Raw genomic sequence first — 17,588 nt, 5'->3', positions numbered from 1 at the left:
TCTCGTTATGAGATTGCTTCGTTCCTCGCAAAGACAAAACAAGAACAGTAATGTTTCAAAAAAAACACCTCTTTTTTATCTTACTTTTTGCGGGAATCCTTTCCGCACAGGAAATCCATAAAAAAGAAAATACCTTTTTTCAGCCTACCAAAGAATCCTCAAAACCGTGGACATATTGGTATTGGATGCAAAGCGCGTATTCTAAAGAAGGCATTACTGCCGATTTAGAAGCGATGAAAAGAGCAGGTATTGAAGGTGCGTATTTAATGACGATTAAAGGTCCGGCAAATCCGCCGTTGATTGATCCGCCAGTTTTGCAGTTAAGCAAAGAATTTTGGGATTTGGTGCATTGGGCTTTAACAGAAGCGGATCGGGTTGGAGTGAAAATTGGATTTCATCCCGCCGATGGTTTTGCCGTTGCCGGAGGACCTTGGATAACACCCGAAATTTCAATGCAAAAGGTCGTTTGGAAAGATACTATCGTTAGCGGAAACAACTTTAAAAACCTAAAATTAGCCGTTCCAAATCATTATAAAAACTATTATAAAGATATTGCAGCATTTGCCATTCCGATAAAAGAAAGTTTTATTACATCGGATAAAAAACGTCCAAAAATAACATCAACCAATCCAGAAGCTGATGCGACAACTTTAAGTTCATCAGATAAGGACGGGCTATTTAGAATGCCGAAAAAGGGTTGGATTCAGTACGAATTTGATGAACCTTTTTTATGTAAATCCATTCAAATTGAAACCAAAGGAAATAATTATCAGGCGCATCGTTTACTAATTGAAGTCAGTGATGATGGAAAAAATTTCAGAAGTTTAGGAAGATTAACAACACCACGTCACGGCTGGCAAGATGTTGATGCGTTTTATACACACAGTATTGTTCCCACAAAAGCCAAATATTTTAGATTCGTTTACGATCCCGAAGGAACAGAACCAGGAGCAGAAGATTTAGATCCTGCAAAATGGAATCAAGGCTTAAAAGTGGCTAAAATCTATTTATCAAATGAGCCTTTAATCGATAATTATCAAGGAAAATCGGGAGCTATTTGGCGATTAAGTCCGCAGACTACCGAAAAAGAAATCAACGTTGAAGATTGTATCGATCCATCAAAAATGATCAATATCTCGAAGTTTATTGATGAAAAAGGTGTTTTAAATTGGAAAGCTTCCGCAAAAGGAAATTGGAGAATCATTCGTTTCGGACATACATCTACAGGACATGAAAATGCAACAGGAGGAGCGGGAAGAGGTTTAGAAGTTGATAAATTTAATGCCGAAGCCATTCGTTTTCAGTTGGATCATTGGTTTGGCGAAATGCTTCGTGTTGCGGGTCCAGAATTAGCTTCAAAAGTAGTTAGAATTCTACATATGGACAGCTGGGAATGTGGAAGCCAAAACTGGTCGCCTGTTTTTAGAAACGAATTTAAAGCCCGCAGAGGTTATGATATTGTAGAGTATCTGCCTGTTATGGCGGGAATTCCTGTAAAAGATATTCAGACTTCGGAGAAAGTGTTGTACGATGTTAGAAAGACGATTTCAGAACTGGTTGCCGAAAATTTCTTCGGGACTTTACGACAAATTGCTGACAATGCAAATGTAAAATTCAGTTCAGAAAATGTGGCGCCAACGATGATGAGCGATGGACTTTTGCATTTTAAATATATTGATTACCCAAGCGGTGAATTTTGGCTGAAGAGCCCAACGCATGATAAACCAAATGATATGTTAGACGCTATTTCTGGTGGACATATTTACGGAAAAGATATTATTCAGGCAGAAGCTTTTACGGCTTTAAAAATGGATTGGGACGAACATCCGGGAAATTTAAAAGTGGTTGCCGACAGAAATTATGCTTTGGGAATTAACCGTTTTTTCTATCACGTTTTTGTGCATAATCCGTGGCTGGACAGAAAACCCGGAATGACTTTGGACGGAATTGGAACGTATTTTCAAAGAGACCAAACTTGGTGGGAACCCGGAAAAGCTTGGTTTGAATATTGCCAAAGAGTACAATTTCAGTTGCAAAAAGGAAAACCTGTTATTGATTTAGCTGTCTTTATTGGCGAGGATTTACCTTCGCGTTCCATACTTCCGGATCGTTTAGTGCCTTTTATTCCGAATGTTTTTGGAAAGGAAAGAATTGAAAGTGAAGTTATTCGTTTGAAAAATGAAGGACAGCCAAGTACTAAAATTCCAAAAGAAGTAAGTTTTTCTAAAAACTCAACCGATTTATCGCAATGGATTAACGCTATGAATGGTTATCAATACGATTCATTCAATGTCGATGTTTTGATAAACTGCGCAAAAGTTGCCAATGGAAAAATCTCTTTTGGAGGCGGAATTGAATACGGAGCCTTATTGTTTCCGGGAAGTCATAAAATGGCACCAAATAAGCTGCTTTCTTTGGCTTCCGCCGAAAAAATCTTGCAATTAGTAAAAGATGGAGCGACAATTTTTGTAGATGAAAAACCAAATTTAGAACCGGGTTTACAATCAAATGAAGATTTAAAAAAATGGCAGAATGTAATTGATGAAATTTGGAATAACTCCAATACGTCAACTTGGAAAATAGGAAAGGGAACGGTTATTAAATTGCCTTATTTAGAAAATGATTTTGCTTCAATTGGAATCACTCAAGACGTTTATTTTCCAAATTTAAACAGAGCCGATTCTGAAACAATTGCATGGACACACCGAAAATCTGAAACGGAAGATGTTTATTTTATCTCTAATCAAAAAGAAGAAAAAAGAACATTTGAAGCTTCTTTCAGAATAGCTGGTAAAGTTCCGAAATGGTACAATCCCGTAACCGATAAAACTTCGGCTTTAGCTAATTGGAAAATAGAAAATGGAAGAACAATTTTGACTATTAATTTAGATGCAAACGAATCTGGTTTTGTGATTTTTAAAGAGGAAACAAAAGAAGTTTTAGCTCAAGGAAAATCTTCTGAATTTGAAACTGTTCAGACTTTAGATGAAAACTGGGAATTACAATTTGATTCGGCATTTAAAGGTCCAAAAGAAATTGTAAAAACAAATAAACTTTTTGACTGGAGTACTTCAGACAATGATCAGATTAAGTATTATTCAGGAACTGTGGTTTATAAAAAAGAGTTTTTCTGGAGAGGAAAAGACACAGATAAAATCTGGATTGATTTAGGTGAAATTGCCAATATAGCCGAAATCAAAATCAACGGAAAAGACTGCGGAACACTTTGGACTTTCCCTTTCAAAACAGATATTTCAAAAGCTTTACAAAAAGGAAAAAATACGATAGAAATCAAAATAACAAACACGTGGGCCAATAGATTAATGGGCGACCAAAAGTTACCAAAAGAAGAGCGGCTAACGTGGACAAATACACCATATAGATTAGAAGGAGAACCATTGCTTAAAGCAGGTTTATTAGGGCCAGTAAGTATTGTAAAAGAAAAATAAATTTTTTCGCCACAGATTAAAAGGATTAAAAAGATTTTTCTAATCTGTGATACAAAGAAAAGAAAATCAATTGCCTCCAGCTTTAGCTGGAGGTTTAAAAGATAACAAGATAAGGGCTTTAGCCAAAAAGTTAGTTTGGCTAAAGCCTGAGATGTTGAAAAATAATATAACCTCCAACTAAAGCTGGAGGCAATTGAAAAATAAAATAACCACAGATTAATAATCCTTTGTAATCCATTTAATCTGTGGCTAATAAAACATAGTAGAAATGAAAAAATCAATTATCGCATTATTAACGATTTTAGCGAGCCTTCAAATTAATGCCAAAATCAAATTACCTGCATTGTTTACAGACAATATGATGCTACAGCAAAAATCAAATGCGCCAATTTGGGGCTGGGCAGAAAAGAACGCGAATGTTGCGATAAAAACTTCTTGGAATTCTAAAATCTATAAAGTAAAAGCAGACAATTCTGGAAAATGGAAAACAGAATTACAAACACCATCATTTGGCGGGCCATTTACGATTGAAGTTTCAGAAGGAACGGAAAAAGTTTTCATTAAAAATGTTTTAATTGGCGAAGTCTGGCTGTGTTCAGGACAATCCAATATGGAAATGCCGTTAAAAGGATTTCAAGGCCAACCCGTTAAAAATGGAAACGAAATCATTGTAAGATCTACCAATAAAAACATTCGTTTAATCACGATTCCACGCGCTACGGTTTTAGAACCTTTGCAGGATTTTGAAGGAAAATGGGAAGTAGCTTCTCCAAAATCGACTTCTAATTTTAGTGCGACGGCTTGGTATTTCGGTTCACTTTTACAGCAAGTTTTAGACGTTCCAGTTGGTTTGATTCATGTTTCTTACGGCGGTTCAAGTATGGAAGCGTGGATGAATCAGGAAATGTTGAAAGATTTTGCAAGTGCTAAAATTCCAACTACAAAAGAAGAATTGGCAAAAGATCCAAACCGTGTTCCTACTACTTTGTTTAATGGAATGCTTTCGCCTGTAATTGGTTACGGAATCAAAGGCTGTATTTGGTATCAGGGAGAATCAAATTACGAAAGAGCTTCTGAGTATACTTCTCTAATGAAAAAAATGGTTTCAAGTTGGAGAGATTTGTGGAAACAAGGAGATTTTCCGTTTTACTATGCTCAGATTGCACCGTTTAATTATGCTTCATTTCATCCAAAAGATTATTTAGAAAAATACAATTCAGCTTATATAAGAGAAGCGCAATTAAAAGCTTCAAAAGAAATTCCCAATTCAGGAATGGCCGTTTTAATGGACATTGGAGAAGAAAATAATATTCATCCAATGGACAAAGAAAAAGGAGGAAACCGTTTGGCTTTTCAGGCTTTGGCGAAAACTTACAGAATTGAAGGTTTCGAATTCGAAAGTCCGAAATACAAATCGATGGAAATAAAAGACGGTTCGGTTACGGTTTCTTTTGATGATGCTGCGAATGGAATTACGTCTTATGATAAAGAAGTTACCGGTTTTGAAATAGCGGGAGAAGATAAGGTGTTTTATCCAGCAAAAACAGTTGTGAGAAGAAAATCAGTGGTTTTGAGTTCAGATAAAGTTGCTAAACCAGTTGCTGTTCGTTATTTATGGAAAGATTTCGCGAAAGCAGAATTATTTAGTGCTGGAGGTTTACCAGTTTCATCTTTTCGAACAGATGATTGGTAATCGATTAAACCTTTTATGATATTTCAAGTCTTATAAGTTCATTTAAGTTATTACTTGATTGGTTAAAAGATTTTTTGAGTTAACCTGCTGGCTATTTAATGGTTGGCAGGTATTTCTTGAAAGCAGATAAAATAAATCAACATACTCGATAAAAAATATTAATGCAAAGTGGCTCTCCATTTTTAAGTAATTTTATGCCTAAATAAATAAGTGTGAAAAATACAATAATTTTATTTTTTCTTTTTGCATCGCTTTTAGTTAAGGCGCAAATTCCTGTGCTTGAAAATTATAATCAGGTTTGGAATACACAGAGCAGCAATTCATCAGAATCTATGCCTTTGGGAGGCGGAGATGTTGGTATGAATGTCTGGGTAGAAAATGGCGATTTGTATTTTTATTTTTCCCGAAGCGGAACTTTTGATGAACATAATACTTTATTAAAATTAGGTCGGGTAAAAGTGACTTTAAGTCCGAATCCTTTTGCCGGAAAAGAAGGTTTTCATCAGGAATTAAAATTAAAAGATGGTTATATTTTAGTTGGGCAGAATGACACTAAAATCAAACTTTGGGCAGATGTTTTTAAACCAATAATTCATTTAGATTTAGAAAGTAAAACTTCGCTTAAAATGACTGCATCTTATGAAAGCTGGCGTTATAAAAACCGTGATTCAAAAGGAAAAAACAATAATGCGAATTCTTATAAATGGGCACCGCAAGGAGATATTGTTATTTTTAAAGATTCAATTTCATTTGAAAATGACGGAATTAAATTCTATCATAGAAATCGCGAGCAAACCGTTTTTGATGTAGCCGTAAAACAACAGAAAATGGAATCGGTTAAAGAACAAATGCTGAACCCGATTGCGAATTTGACTTTCGGTGGATTTATGACGGGCGATAACCTAAAACCCGATGGAACGTATTTAGGAAAATACCAATCGACAGATTTTAAAGGTTTTACTTTATCAAGTATTAAATCATCCAAAAAACATTCGTTACAGCTTTATTTAAATACTAGTCAATCAGATTTAAATACTTGGAATAAAGGATTGCAACATCAGATTTCATCTAATAAAAACACTTCCAAACAAGCAGAAAAAAATACTCAAAAATGGTGGAATAATTTCTGGAACCGCAGTTTTATTTTTACTCAAAAAAATCAATCGATTGAGAAAGATTCGGTTTACCAAATCGGGCAGAATTATCAGTTGTTTCGATACATGTTAGGATGCAATGCGTACGGAAAATATCCAACAAAATTCAACGGCGGATTATTTACAGTTGACCCTGTTTTTACTAATGCAGCTTTAGATTTTACTCCCGATTTTAGAAATTGGGGCGGAGGAACGATGACCGCTCAAAATCAGCGATTGGTTTATTTTCCGATGGTAAAAAGCGGTGATTTTGATATGATGAAATCACAGCTGGATTATTATTTGAGTTTACAGAAAAATGCTGAATTAAGAAGTAAAGTGTATTGGAACCATAACGGGGCATCTTTTACAGAACAATTAGAAAATTTTGGTTTGCCAAACCCTGCCGAATACGAATGGAAACGTCCTGCAGATTACGATCCGGGAATGGAATATAATGCTTGGCTGGAATATGAATGGGACACGGTTTTCGAATTCTGTCAAATGATGCTACAGCAGAAAGAATATGCTGGAGAAGATATTCAGAAATACAATTCGTTTATTATAAGCTGTCTTCGATTTTTTGACGAACATTATCAATATCTGGCGAAACAGCGAGGAAGAAAAGCATTAGACGGAAACGGAAAATTAGTTTTATATCCGGGTTCAGGTGCTGAAACTTATAAAATGGCGTATAATTCTAATAGTACGATCTCTGCGTTGCAGGTAATTACAGCCAATCTTTTAGAGCTTTCTTCGGAACAATTATCAAAAGAAGAATTGGAATATGTAAAAGGATTTCAAACTAGAATCCCGCCTTTAAATTTCGGGCAAATCGAAAATCATAAAGTACTAGTTCCTGCAAAATCTTGGGAAAGAGTTAATAATTCTGAAGTTCCGCAATTGTATCCCGTTTATCCTTGGGGAATTTATGGTATTGGAAAACCAGATTTAGAAACGGCATTAAATACATGGAAATACGATCCCGATGCTTTAAAATTTAGAAGTCATATTGGCTGGAAGCAGGATAATATTTTTTCGGCTCGTTTGGGTTTAACTGAAGAAGCAGCAAAATACAATACTTTAAAAATGGTAAATTCTGACCGACGTTTTCCTGCATTTTGGGGTCCGGGTTTTGACTGGGTTCCAGATCATAATTGGGGCGGATCGGGAATGATTGGTATGCAGGAAATGCTTTTGCAGGAAGCAAATGGGAAAATTTATCTTTTTCCGGCATGGCCAAAGAACTGGAATGTTCATTTCAAATTACACGCAAAACAAAATACAACCGTAGAAGCCGAACTTCTAAATGGAGAATTGAAGGTTTTAAAAGTAATTCCGGAAGAAAGAAAAAAAGATATTATAAATCTGTTAGGGATTTCAATAGAAGAAAAAAATAAACTAACTATTACCAACTAAAATGATAAAGAAATTATTAAGAGTTGCAGTTTTGTCTATGCTTTTGGCGACAAACGGACAAGCACAATCAGTTCAAAATACTGATAAACAAATTGTAAAAGTAGACTTTGACTTTTTTCAAAGAAAATTAGAAGAAGTTCATGATGTAAATTATGATTCGTGGGTTGTAAGCGATCAAAAAGAAGCTGAAAAAACATTTAATAATTTAGCATTTAAATTAAAAGGAAACTTTACCTCAAAATGGTATAAAGTGGGTATGAACGCTCCGTTTTACAATAAATTAGGAAGTGACGGTTTGGTTACGGCTGAAAATTTAGAAATGAAAATCACCGGATTAAAAGCAGGAAAACATACGCTTTTGACTTTTCATAATGCTTTTGATGTCATTACCGGAAAAACTTTTTCTCCTATAAAAATCTACATAAACGGAAAATTGGAGCAAACCGTAAATGCAAGTCAAAGAGCCAATGCTAAAATTGATGCAGCGATGGCGTATATTACTTTTAATGCTGAAAATGGTAAAGATGTAATCGTTCGTTTTGAGATTGATCCAACTTCAAATCAAGATGTTATAAAACAGATTGTAATTAATGGTTTTGAAATTGATACACCAAACTTAATGAATCAGGCGCGTACTCCGGAACCAAAAAACAGAGACGAACATGTTGAAGTGAGTAAAAATTTGATTTTAAAATGGGATGCTGTAAAAAATGTTGCATTTCATAAGTTGTATTTTGGTGAAGATAAAAACGCCGTAGAAAATGCAACAGAAACTTCAAAAGAATTTAAAGGAAAATTGACTGATAAATCTTTTGCAGTTTCTGATTTATACAGTGGTACAACCTATTATTGGAGAGTTGATGAAGTAGATAACAATGGTCAGGTAACTCTAGGAAATGTTTGGTCGTTTAAACCGGCACAATTAGCTTTTCCGGGAGCTGAAGGTTACGGACGTTACGCTGTGGGAGGACGCGGCGGAAAAGTAATTGAAGTTACCAATTTAAATGACGATGGACCGGGAAGTTTACGTGATGCTGTAAATCAGGAAATTGGGCCAAGAACGATTGTTTTTAATGTTTCGGGAAATATAAAACTGGCTTCGCGATTAGTGGCAAATCAACCTTACATCACTATTGCGGGACAAACTGCTCCGGGCGAAGGAATTACAATCAGCAGAGCGCCAATTGGATTGACAGGAAATGATGGTGTAGTTCGATTTTTAAAAGTGAGAATTGGCGGTGGAACTACTTATGACGGAATGGGATTAACGGGTGCTGATTACAGTATTATCGATCATTGTTCTATCAGCTGGACAATTGATGAATCGTTTAGTTCGCGTGGCGCACATCATATTACCTTACAGAGAACTTTAATTTCTGAAGCTTTAAATGTAGCGGGGCATGATAAATATGAGGTTGGTAAAATGCACGGATTTGCTGCTACAATTGGCGGCGATATTGGTAGTTTTCATCACAATTTATTGTCTCATAATTACGGAAGAAACTGGAGTATTGGCGGTGGTTTAAACGGAGATGGTTATTATACAGGAAGATTGGATATTACAAATAATGTGGTTTACAACTGGGGACAGAGAACTACAGACGGTGGTGCAAATGAGGTTAATTTTGTAAATAATTATTACAAACCGGGAGCTTCAACTAAGATATTTGTGGCGTTAAATGCACAGCACGAAGGTGTTGGAAAAGGAATGCAACGTTATTATTTTAACGGAAATATTATGCCGGGTTATTTTGATGAGAAATCTCAGGATAAAGGCAGAAAATCTACTATAAGTCATAATGAGAAAGTAGAATATGAAACTTTTGTTGATAAACCATTTTTTCCTTCTTATGTAGAAACACAATCAGCGAAAGCGGCTTATAAAAATGTACTTTCAGATGTAGGTGCAAATCAGCCGTTTTTTGATAAACACGATAATAGAGTTATTGATGAAACTTTAAAAGGGACTTTTACTTTTAAAGGAAGTAAAAGTGGTTTAGGCGGAATGATTGATAACGAACAAGACGCAGGCGGATGGCCAAATTTTGCATCAGAAACTCGTCCGACAGATTGGGATACAGATCACGACGGATTACCAAACTGGTGGGAAAAAGCTTTTGGTTTAAACGAAAATTCAAAAGCTGGAGATTTTTCAGATGCTAATCAGGATACAGATAAAGACGGGTTTACACAATTGGATAATTATTTAGACTGGCTGGCTCAACCTCATTATTTTGTGAATTCAGGAGAGAAAAAGGTTTTAAGTGCAACAGATTATTTCAAAGGTTATGAAAACAAACCTGTATATACTTTCTCTGATTTAAAAAATGGAAAAGTGGTTTTAAAAGGAAAAGAAATTGAGTTTACAGCAGTTGAAAAAGGATTCGCTTCTTTCGTCTTAACCGTAAAAGATGCAGACGGAGATTCAATGAGCAGAACAATTAATTTCTTCGTAAAATAAATAGTAAACCATATAAGTGATATAAGAAATTATAAGATTGACTTAATGCTATGTGGTTTAAGTTCAAGAAAGTTTAGTTTAAATGAACTTATATTACTTATATGGTTCAAAATCATTATAAAATGAAAAATTTATTAAATGTTTCCCTTAGTTTGTTTTTTATTAGTGCTGGAGTATTGGCACAGAATAAAGGTTTGGTTGCCAATTCAGAAAGTCCTTATTCGAAATTGCAAAGTGTAGGTTTACAAGATGTAAAATGGACAAACGGTTTCTGGAAAGAACAATTTGATGTAGAAACCAAAAACACGCTGCCTTATATGTGGGATTTGTATCATAACGATTCCATTTCGCATGCTTATAAAAACTTCGAAATTGCAGCTGGTTTAAGCAAAGGAGCTTTTAAAGGGCCTTCGTTTCATGATGGTGATTTTTATAAGATTTTTGAAGGAATGGCAGCCACTTATGCCGTAACAAAAGATAAAAAACTCGATGCCGAAATGGATAAAGCCATTGCACTTTTCGCGAAAGTTCAGCGTAAAGACGGCTATATTCATACACCAGTTTTAATTGACGAACGCTGGGGAACTTTAGGCCCGGAAGAAGTGAAAAAACAATTGGGTTTTGAGAAATACAATATGGGGCATTTAATGACTGCAGCTTGTATTCATTATCGTGCCACAGGAAAAACTAATTTCCTGAATATTGCAAAAGGCGTTGCTGATTTCTTATATGATTTCTACAAAAAAGCTTCGCCAGAATTGGCTCGAAATGCAATTTGTCCATCACATTATATGGGAATTGTCGAAATGTACAGAACGACTAAAAATCCGAAATATCTGGAATTAGCCAATAATTTAATTGACATTAGAGGAACCACAAATGACGGAACCGATGATAATCAGGATCGAATTCCGTTTAGACAGCAAACAACTGCAATGGGGCACGCCGTAAGAGCGAATTACCTTTACGCGGGAGTTGCCGATTTATATGCCGAAACGGGAGAAAAGAAATTATTAGACAATTTAGAATCTATTTGGGATGATGTAACGTATCGAAAAATGTACATTACAGGAGGCTGTGGCTCTTTGTACGATGGAGTTTCACCAGACGGAACGTCTTATAATCCTGCCGATGTACAAAAAATTCATCAGGCTTATGGAAGACCTTTTCAATTGCCAAATGCAACGGCACATACCGAAACTTGCGCTAATATTGGAAATGTTTTATGGAACTGGAGAATGCTCCAAATTACCGGCGATGCCAAATATGCAGATGTTGTAGAATTGGCATTATACAATAGTGTTCTTTCGGGAATGGATTTAGAAGGAGAAAAATTCTTGTATAATAATCCGCTGAATGTTTCTAATGATTTACCATTTCATCAACGTTGGGGAAATGAACGTGAAGGCTATATTGCATTGTCAAACTGTTGTGCGCCAAACGTAACCAGAACCATTGCCGAAGTTGGAAATTATGCATACAATATTTCAAAAGAAGGTTTGTATGTAAATTTATACGGAAGTAATCAATTGAAAACAAAATTCTTAAACGGAGAAGAAATCGAAATTGAGCAGCAAACCAATTATCCTTGGGACGGAAAAATAACCTTGAAAATTGTAAAAGCACCAAAAGATTTACAGAATTTCTTTTTAAGAATTCCAGGCTGGAGTCAGAATGCTTCGGTTTCAATTAATAATGCAAAGATTAATGATAAAATCATTTCTGGAACTTATCTTAAATTAAATCAAAAATGGAAAAAAGGAGATGTGATTGAATTGAATCTTCCAATGCCAGTTGAGTTAATGGAAGCTAATCCGTTGGTTGAAGAAGTTAAAAATCAGATAGCCGTAAAAAGAGGGCCTTTGGTTTATTGTTTGGAATCTGATCAGCTTCCTGCGAAAACTAGTGTAAATGATGTGGCTTTAAATGTAAATTCGAAATTTACAATTAATAATTTTACCTTGAATAATAGAAATTTAGTCAGCATTGACGCAGAAGCGGTACTAAATTCTAATAATTCATGGAATAAAACTTTATATAAACCACTTTCTTCTAAAGATGCGACTGTGGTTCCTGTAAAACTGATTCCGTATTTTGCATGGGGAAATAAAGGAAAAGGGGAAATGACGGTTTGGATGTCGCATTAAATTTTGTACGCTGATGAAACGGATTTACTTCGTAAAGACGCGGATTTAAAACGGATTTTTAAATTTCTAAAATTATTAATCGTACAGTTTGTCATTCTGAGGAACGAGGAATCGCACAAGTAACTCGACAAAGATTAGCAATTAAGATTACTGAATTTATAATGCGATTTCTCGTTTTATTTTCGGTAGAGACGCACAGCAGTGCGTCTTACGCGTTTTTAAGAATGTGTATACGTGACGTAGACGCACTGCTGTGCGTCTCTACAACCTAAAAATCTTAAATAAAAAATCATGAGACATATTCTAACCTTATTTTTAATAACAACATTATCTACATCAGCCCAAACGCTCGATAATAAATTGTCATTAACTGTTGCACAAGATGGCTCAGGAGATTTTAAAACCATTCAGGAAGCGATAAATAATGTCAAAGACAATTCTGAAAAAAGAGTTGTAATAACTATAAAGCCAGGAAAGTACGTAAAGAAATTAGAGATTCCGACTTCTAAAACATTCATTACTTTAAAAGGAACAGATAAAGAGAAAACTATTATTTCATTTGACGACTATTCGGGAAAACCGCTTCGTGAAAATGATCCATCTGGAAAAAAGACTTTTGGAACTTCTACTTCATATTCTTTTTTAATTAAAGGAAACGACTGTACTCTTGAAAATCTTACTATTGAAAACACAGCAGGAAGGGTAGGACAGGCGGTGGCGCTGCATATAAAAAGTGATCGGGTTATTGTCAAGAACTGTAATATCTTAGGGAATCAGGATACGTTATTTTTATCACAGGAAAATACCCGAACTTATTTTGAAAACTGTTTTATTAGCGGTACAACCGATTTTATTTTTGGTGCTGCGACAGCTTATTTTTATAAATGTACAATTGAGAGTTTAACGAATTCCTATATTACAGCAGCTTCAACTCCGCAAGGTCAGGCATATGGATTTGTTTTTGTTGAATGTAAACTTACCGCAAAAGACAAATCGGTAGATAAAGTATTTTTAGGAAGACCTTGGAGACCTTATGCCCAAACTGTTTTTATTAATACAGATATTGGGTCACATATTATACCCGAAGGCTGGAACGCATGGATTGATAACAGATTTCCTGATAAAGATAAAACAGCTTATTACGCAGAATTTGGAAGTAAAGGTTCAAGCGCAAAAGATTTGTCACAAAGAGTATCCTGGTCGCATCAATTGAAAAAAGAAGATATTAAAAAATATGATCGAAATTTGGTTTTAAACGGATGGAATCCAAATAAATAATGATCAGTTTTAAACTATAGATGTTTTTTTTTAGATTTTGTATCAAAAAAGGACTTTAACTTTTTTTATTGGTCAGATTTTACGTTTAAAAAAAATATTTTTTAGTAAAATTTTAAGGAATCTTTTGTAAAGCGAAAACGTTTTCAGGTTGTAAGATTTCTACTTTAAAAAATGGCTTTTCTTTAAAAATAGAAGCCATTTTTTCGTTTAATAATGCTAAACTTAACCTATTATAATACAGTGTTTCAGTGCATGATTTTGCAGAAAAAACAGCTATTTTTTGTTTTTAATGCTAATTCTTCTGTATTTGGTTTAAAAGCAGTTCTTCTATTTTATTATACGCAATCTTATTGCTTAATTTTTCGATTTTGTCTATTTTTTCCTTCTTTTTTTTATTAATATTGTTTTTTTGAGTTAGTTTTTTTTAGATAATGCCAGTAAAGCAGGATAGAACAGGACGGTTCTAATTCGTCATCGTTATATTTTTGGTATACAAAATAAATGTGTTTTTAACATTTAATTTAAGATACATTAAACTTTTTTTAATTTTTGGTATCTTTAAGTGAAACACATTTAACATGACTAACTAACACTAAATAAAACCTAACCAAAAACAAAAACATTTATGAAACAAGCACTTTTAAAGAGATGTAGTTTTCTTTTGTTTACACTGATGAGTGTGATGAGTTACGCTCAAACAACAAACAGCACTCATGTAACTGTTACAGGTACAGTTACAGATAGCTCATTAGGGCTGTTGCCGGGAGTAAACGTAACTGAGAAATCTACAAAAAATACAGTTACCACAGATTACAATGGTAAGTATCAAATTAAAGTAAAAAGTGGAGCAACTTTAGTTTTTTCTTTCATTGGAATGAGAAAACAAGAAATACCATTAGATGGACGTATTGTTGTTAATGCAAAATTAACAGAAGATTCTAACCAACTGGAAAATATCGTTGTTGTAGGTTACGGTACTCAGAAGAAAAAAGAACTTACGGGAGCTATTGCTACAATCAAACCAGATGATTTAATGGACTTGCCTGTAACCAACTTATCTGATGCATTAAAAGGATTAGTTCCTGGTCTTGCAGTTAGTGGAGGTTCAGGACGCCCTGGAGATGCTGCGACTATTCAAATTCGCCAAACTTTTGGTTTCTCAAAAGATGGAAATTCAACTATACCTTTAGTTGTAATTGATGATATGGTTCAGGTTGATCCAGCAACAGGTAAAGCTACATTAGATGCTTTTAATAGATTGGATCCTTCAGAAATTGAAAGTATCACAGTTTTAAAGGATGCGTCAGCTGCTATTTATGGTTCTCGTGCGTCTCAAGGTGCGATAGTTGTAAAAACTAAAAGAGGAAAAGCAGGTAAAGCTAAATTTAGTTATAACAGTCAATTTGTAGTTAATGACGCTGTAAGCCATACCAAAACAATGAACGCTTATGAATATGGAGTTTTTAACAACAGGTTTTTAACAGGACAAAATCCAACTATTGCCCAAGCTAGCTTATTTTCTCCAGCAGAATTAGAAGAAATGAAAGGTTTGAATTATGACTGGCTTAAAGAAGCTTGGAAACCAGCTATACAGCAAAAACATTCGTTTAATGTAAGTGGAGGTAGTGAAGATATTACCTATTTTGCAGGAGCGACTTACTTAACACAAGATGCAAATCTTGGATATCAAAAATATGATAAATGGAATTATCGTACAGGAATTAATGCAAAAATTGCAAAGAATTTAGATTTCTCTGCGGCTATTTCTGGAACATCAGCGTTTATCGATAAATCGTTTACTAAAGCAGCGGCGAATATCAGTGATGGAGGTTATGGAACAGCAGCAGGTGGTGAGCAGGCTGATTACGGATATTTAGTGCATATGCCAAAATTTATTCCATGGGAAACTACAGTTGATGGTAAACAATATTATATGTCTCCATTTCCTAACACAAACAAAAATTTTGGAAGTGCAAATGCAAATAATAATATCGCAGGATGGAACTATTTTGCCAACCTAAATAATGGTTCGCACCAAACAACAGATGATTCTTCTTTTAATGTAAATGCTTCTTTGAATTATAAAGTAGAAGCAATTAAAGGTTTATCTTTTAAAGCAACTTTTGCACGAACTAAAAATTCTACTTATTCAGAACAAATTCAATTGCCGTATGATCTGGCAAGAATTAAAAATTATGATTTAGCAGATAATCACCTTGCAAGTGCAGCCTATCCAAGTGCTATTGAGAAAAACCCAGAAGTAGGTGGTATTATTGATTATGCTATAGAGACTAACGTTCGAAACGCCAGAGTATATTATAATAGTAATTTTTCTAAGAGTACTCAAGCCGATTTTTTTGCTAACTATAACAGAACTTTCGGAGATCATCAAGTTAGCGGAATGTTTGGTATTGAAAGATCTGAATCTGAGTGGCAAAGTACACGTTTAGCTTATACAAATACTCCAAAAGATTATCTAGGGGATTGGCGCACAGCTGGAACAGTTGATACAGGTAACTCTACCGCTTTAAAAGGAAATAATGCAACACTTTCATATTTTGGAACTTTAAATTACAACTATAAGTCAAAATATTTATTACAATTCCTTTTACGTAGTGATGCTTCTACAAAGTTTGCACCAGAAAATTATTGGGGAACTTTTCCTTCTCTTCAATTGGGTTGGGTAGCTTCTAAAGAAGAATGGTTTGAAAGAATGCTGCCAACGGTAAATTTCTTTAAATTACGATACTCTATTGGTAAAACAGGAAAAGATAATCTTCAGCCATGGAAATGGTATCAATTTTATGATCTTACAGTTAATAAAGGCTGGCAATTTGGAGAAAATGGAGGTCAGTTAGGATCTGGATTATCTCCTAAAGTAAATCCAAACAGAAATGCAAAATGGGATTCTACTTTAAAACATAACCTTGGTTTAGATTTAGCTTTTTTACGAAGCAGATTACAGTTTACAGCAGATTTCTATTATGACATAACAAAAGATATGTTAACAGATATGGGAAGTGCTACTGGTGTGCCAATTGCTGTTGGTGGAGCTTTTGCAGAACAAAATTATGCGCAAGTTGATGCTTGGGGATCTGAGTTAAGCGTTAACTGGAGCGATAAAAGAGGTAAATTTAGTTATGATGTTGGAGTGAACTTTAGTTATGCAGATAACAAAATTGTAAAATTCCCAGATCAAGGAAATTTACTTCCATCTAATAATACAAGAAGAGAAGGATATTCAGAAGGATTTAATCCAGTATGGGGATTCAAAACATGGAATGAAACATCAACCGGAGACGGTATTTTACGTACAGATCAGGATGTTACTAATTATTGGAATTATTTATCTCAAAATGCAGCTGCAGCTGGTGTTGCGCCAAGTTATTTGGGTATAACTGATCCAACTAAACTTCAGAAAGGGTCATTAGCTTATCAGGATCTAGGTGGTGTTCTTAATCCTGATGGAACTCTTAGCGGACCTAACGGTCAAATTCTTGTAGGAAACGATTATGCTAAATTAGCAAAGAGCAGTAGAACGTATGGATTTACTACCAATTTAGGAATGAAATACAGCAGTTTTTCTTTAAGAACTCAAATATCAACATCTTGGGGAGGAGCAAATTTTGTTGACTTAGTAAGTCAGGGAACTTCTAGTGCTAATAATATGTGGGCTCGTGAACCATTTTGGAATGATATGTACGGGTCTGATAATCCAAATGGTAAATATCCTAATTTAGCACAAACAGGTGTATTAAATCCTTCTGATTTTTGGCAGATAAGTACTTTCCGTTGCTTTGTTAGAAATTTAACTGTTGCATACGAAATTCCAAAACAAGCTTTAGCTAAAACTAAAATACAGAATATATCATTAGGTGTAACCGGTAATAATCTTTGGGATCTTTATAACCCATATCCAGGTCATTATCGCAATATGTACGACAATTCTTCTGTAGGTTATCCTACTCTTAGATCATGGTCGCTTAATTTAAACGTATCATTCTAATT

Annotated in this window: 7 protein-coding genes; all 7 read left to right on the top strand. The window is 34.6% G+C overall.

What is annotated here, in order from left to right:
* The first annotated feature begins 50 nt into the window (after positions 1–50).
* The 7 genes from B3C18_RS15280 to B3C18_RS15250 all read left to right on the top strand — a co-directional run bounded on the left by B3C18_RS15280 (position 51) and on the right by B3C18_RS15250 (position 17,586).
* Complete coding sequence (locus tag B3C18_RS15280) at positions 51–3,449, top strand: glycosyl hydrolase (RefSeq protein ID WP_291148328.1); 3,399 nt, start codon at positions 51–53, stop codon at positions 3,447–3,449.
* Positions 3,450–3,717: 268 nt separating this feature from the next.
* Positions 3,718–5,142, top strand: coding sequence for a sialate O-acetylesterase (locus tag B3C18_RS15275; protein ID WP_291148325.1), 1,425 nt, complete (start codon positions 3,718–3,720; stop codon positions 5,140–5,142).
* Positions 5,143–5,354: 212 nt separating this feature from the next.
* Positions 5,355–7,694 (top strand): DUF5703 domain-containing protein, encoded by a 2,340-nt coding sequence (locus B3C18_RS15270; protein WP_291148323.1) that lies wholly within the window; start codon positions 5,355–5,357, stop codon positions 7,692–7,694.
* 1 nt (position 7,695) lies between these two features.
* Positions 7,696–10,155 (top strand): pectate lyase family protein, encoded by a 2,460-nt coding sequence (locus B3C18_RS15265; protein ID WP_291148320.1) that lies wholly within the window; start codon positions 7,696–7,698, stop codon positions 10,153–10,155.
* Positions 10,156–10,277: 122 nt separating this feature from the next.
* Positions 10,278–12,302, top strand: coding sequence for an aceric acid hydrolase (locus B3C18_RS15260; protein ID WP_291148317.1), 2,025 nt, complete (start codon positions 10,278–10,280; stop codon positions 12,300–12,302).
* A 291-nt stretch (positions 12,303–12,593) separates the two neighbouring features.
* On the top strand, positions 12,594–13,580 hold the full coding sequence (locus B3C18_RS15255; protein WP_291148314.1) for a pectinesterase family protein: 987 nt from the start codon (positions 12,594–12,596) through the stop codon (positions 13,578–13,580).
* A gap of 625 nt (positions 13,581–14,205) precedes the next feature.
* Entirely contained in the window at positions 14,206–17,586 is a 3,381-nt protein-coding gene (locus tag B3C18_RS15250; RefSeq protein WP_291148313.1) for a SusC/RagA family TonB-linked outer membrane protein, read from the top strand.
* Positions 17,587–17,588: the final 2 nt, after the last annotated feature.

This window comes from Flavobacterium sp. UBA7680, assembly GCF_002482975.1.
Classification (GTDB): Bacteria; Bacteroidota; Bacteroidia; order Flavobacteriales; family Flavobacteriaceae; genus Flavobacterium.
This window is presented reverse-complemented; position numbering and strand designations above follow the sequence as displayed.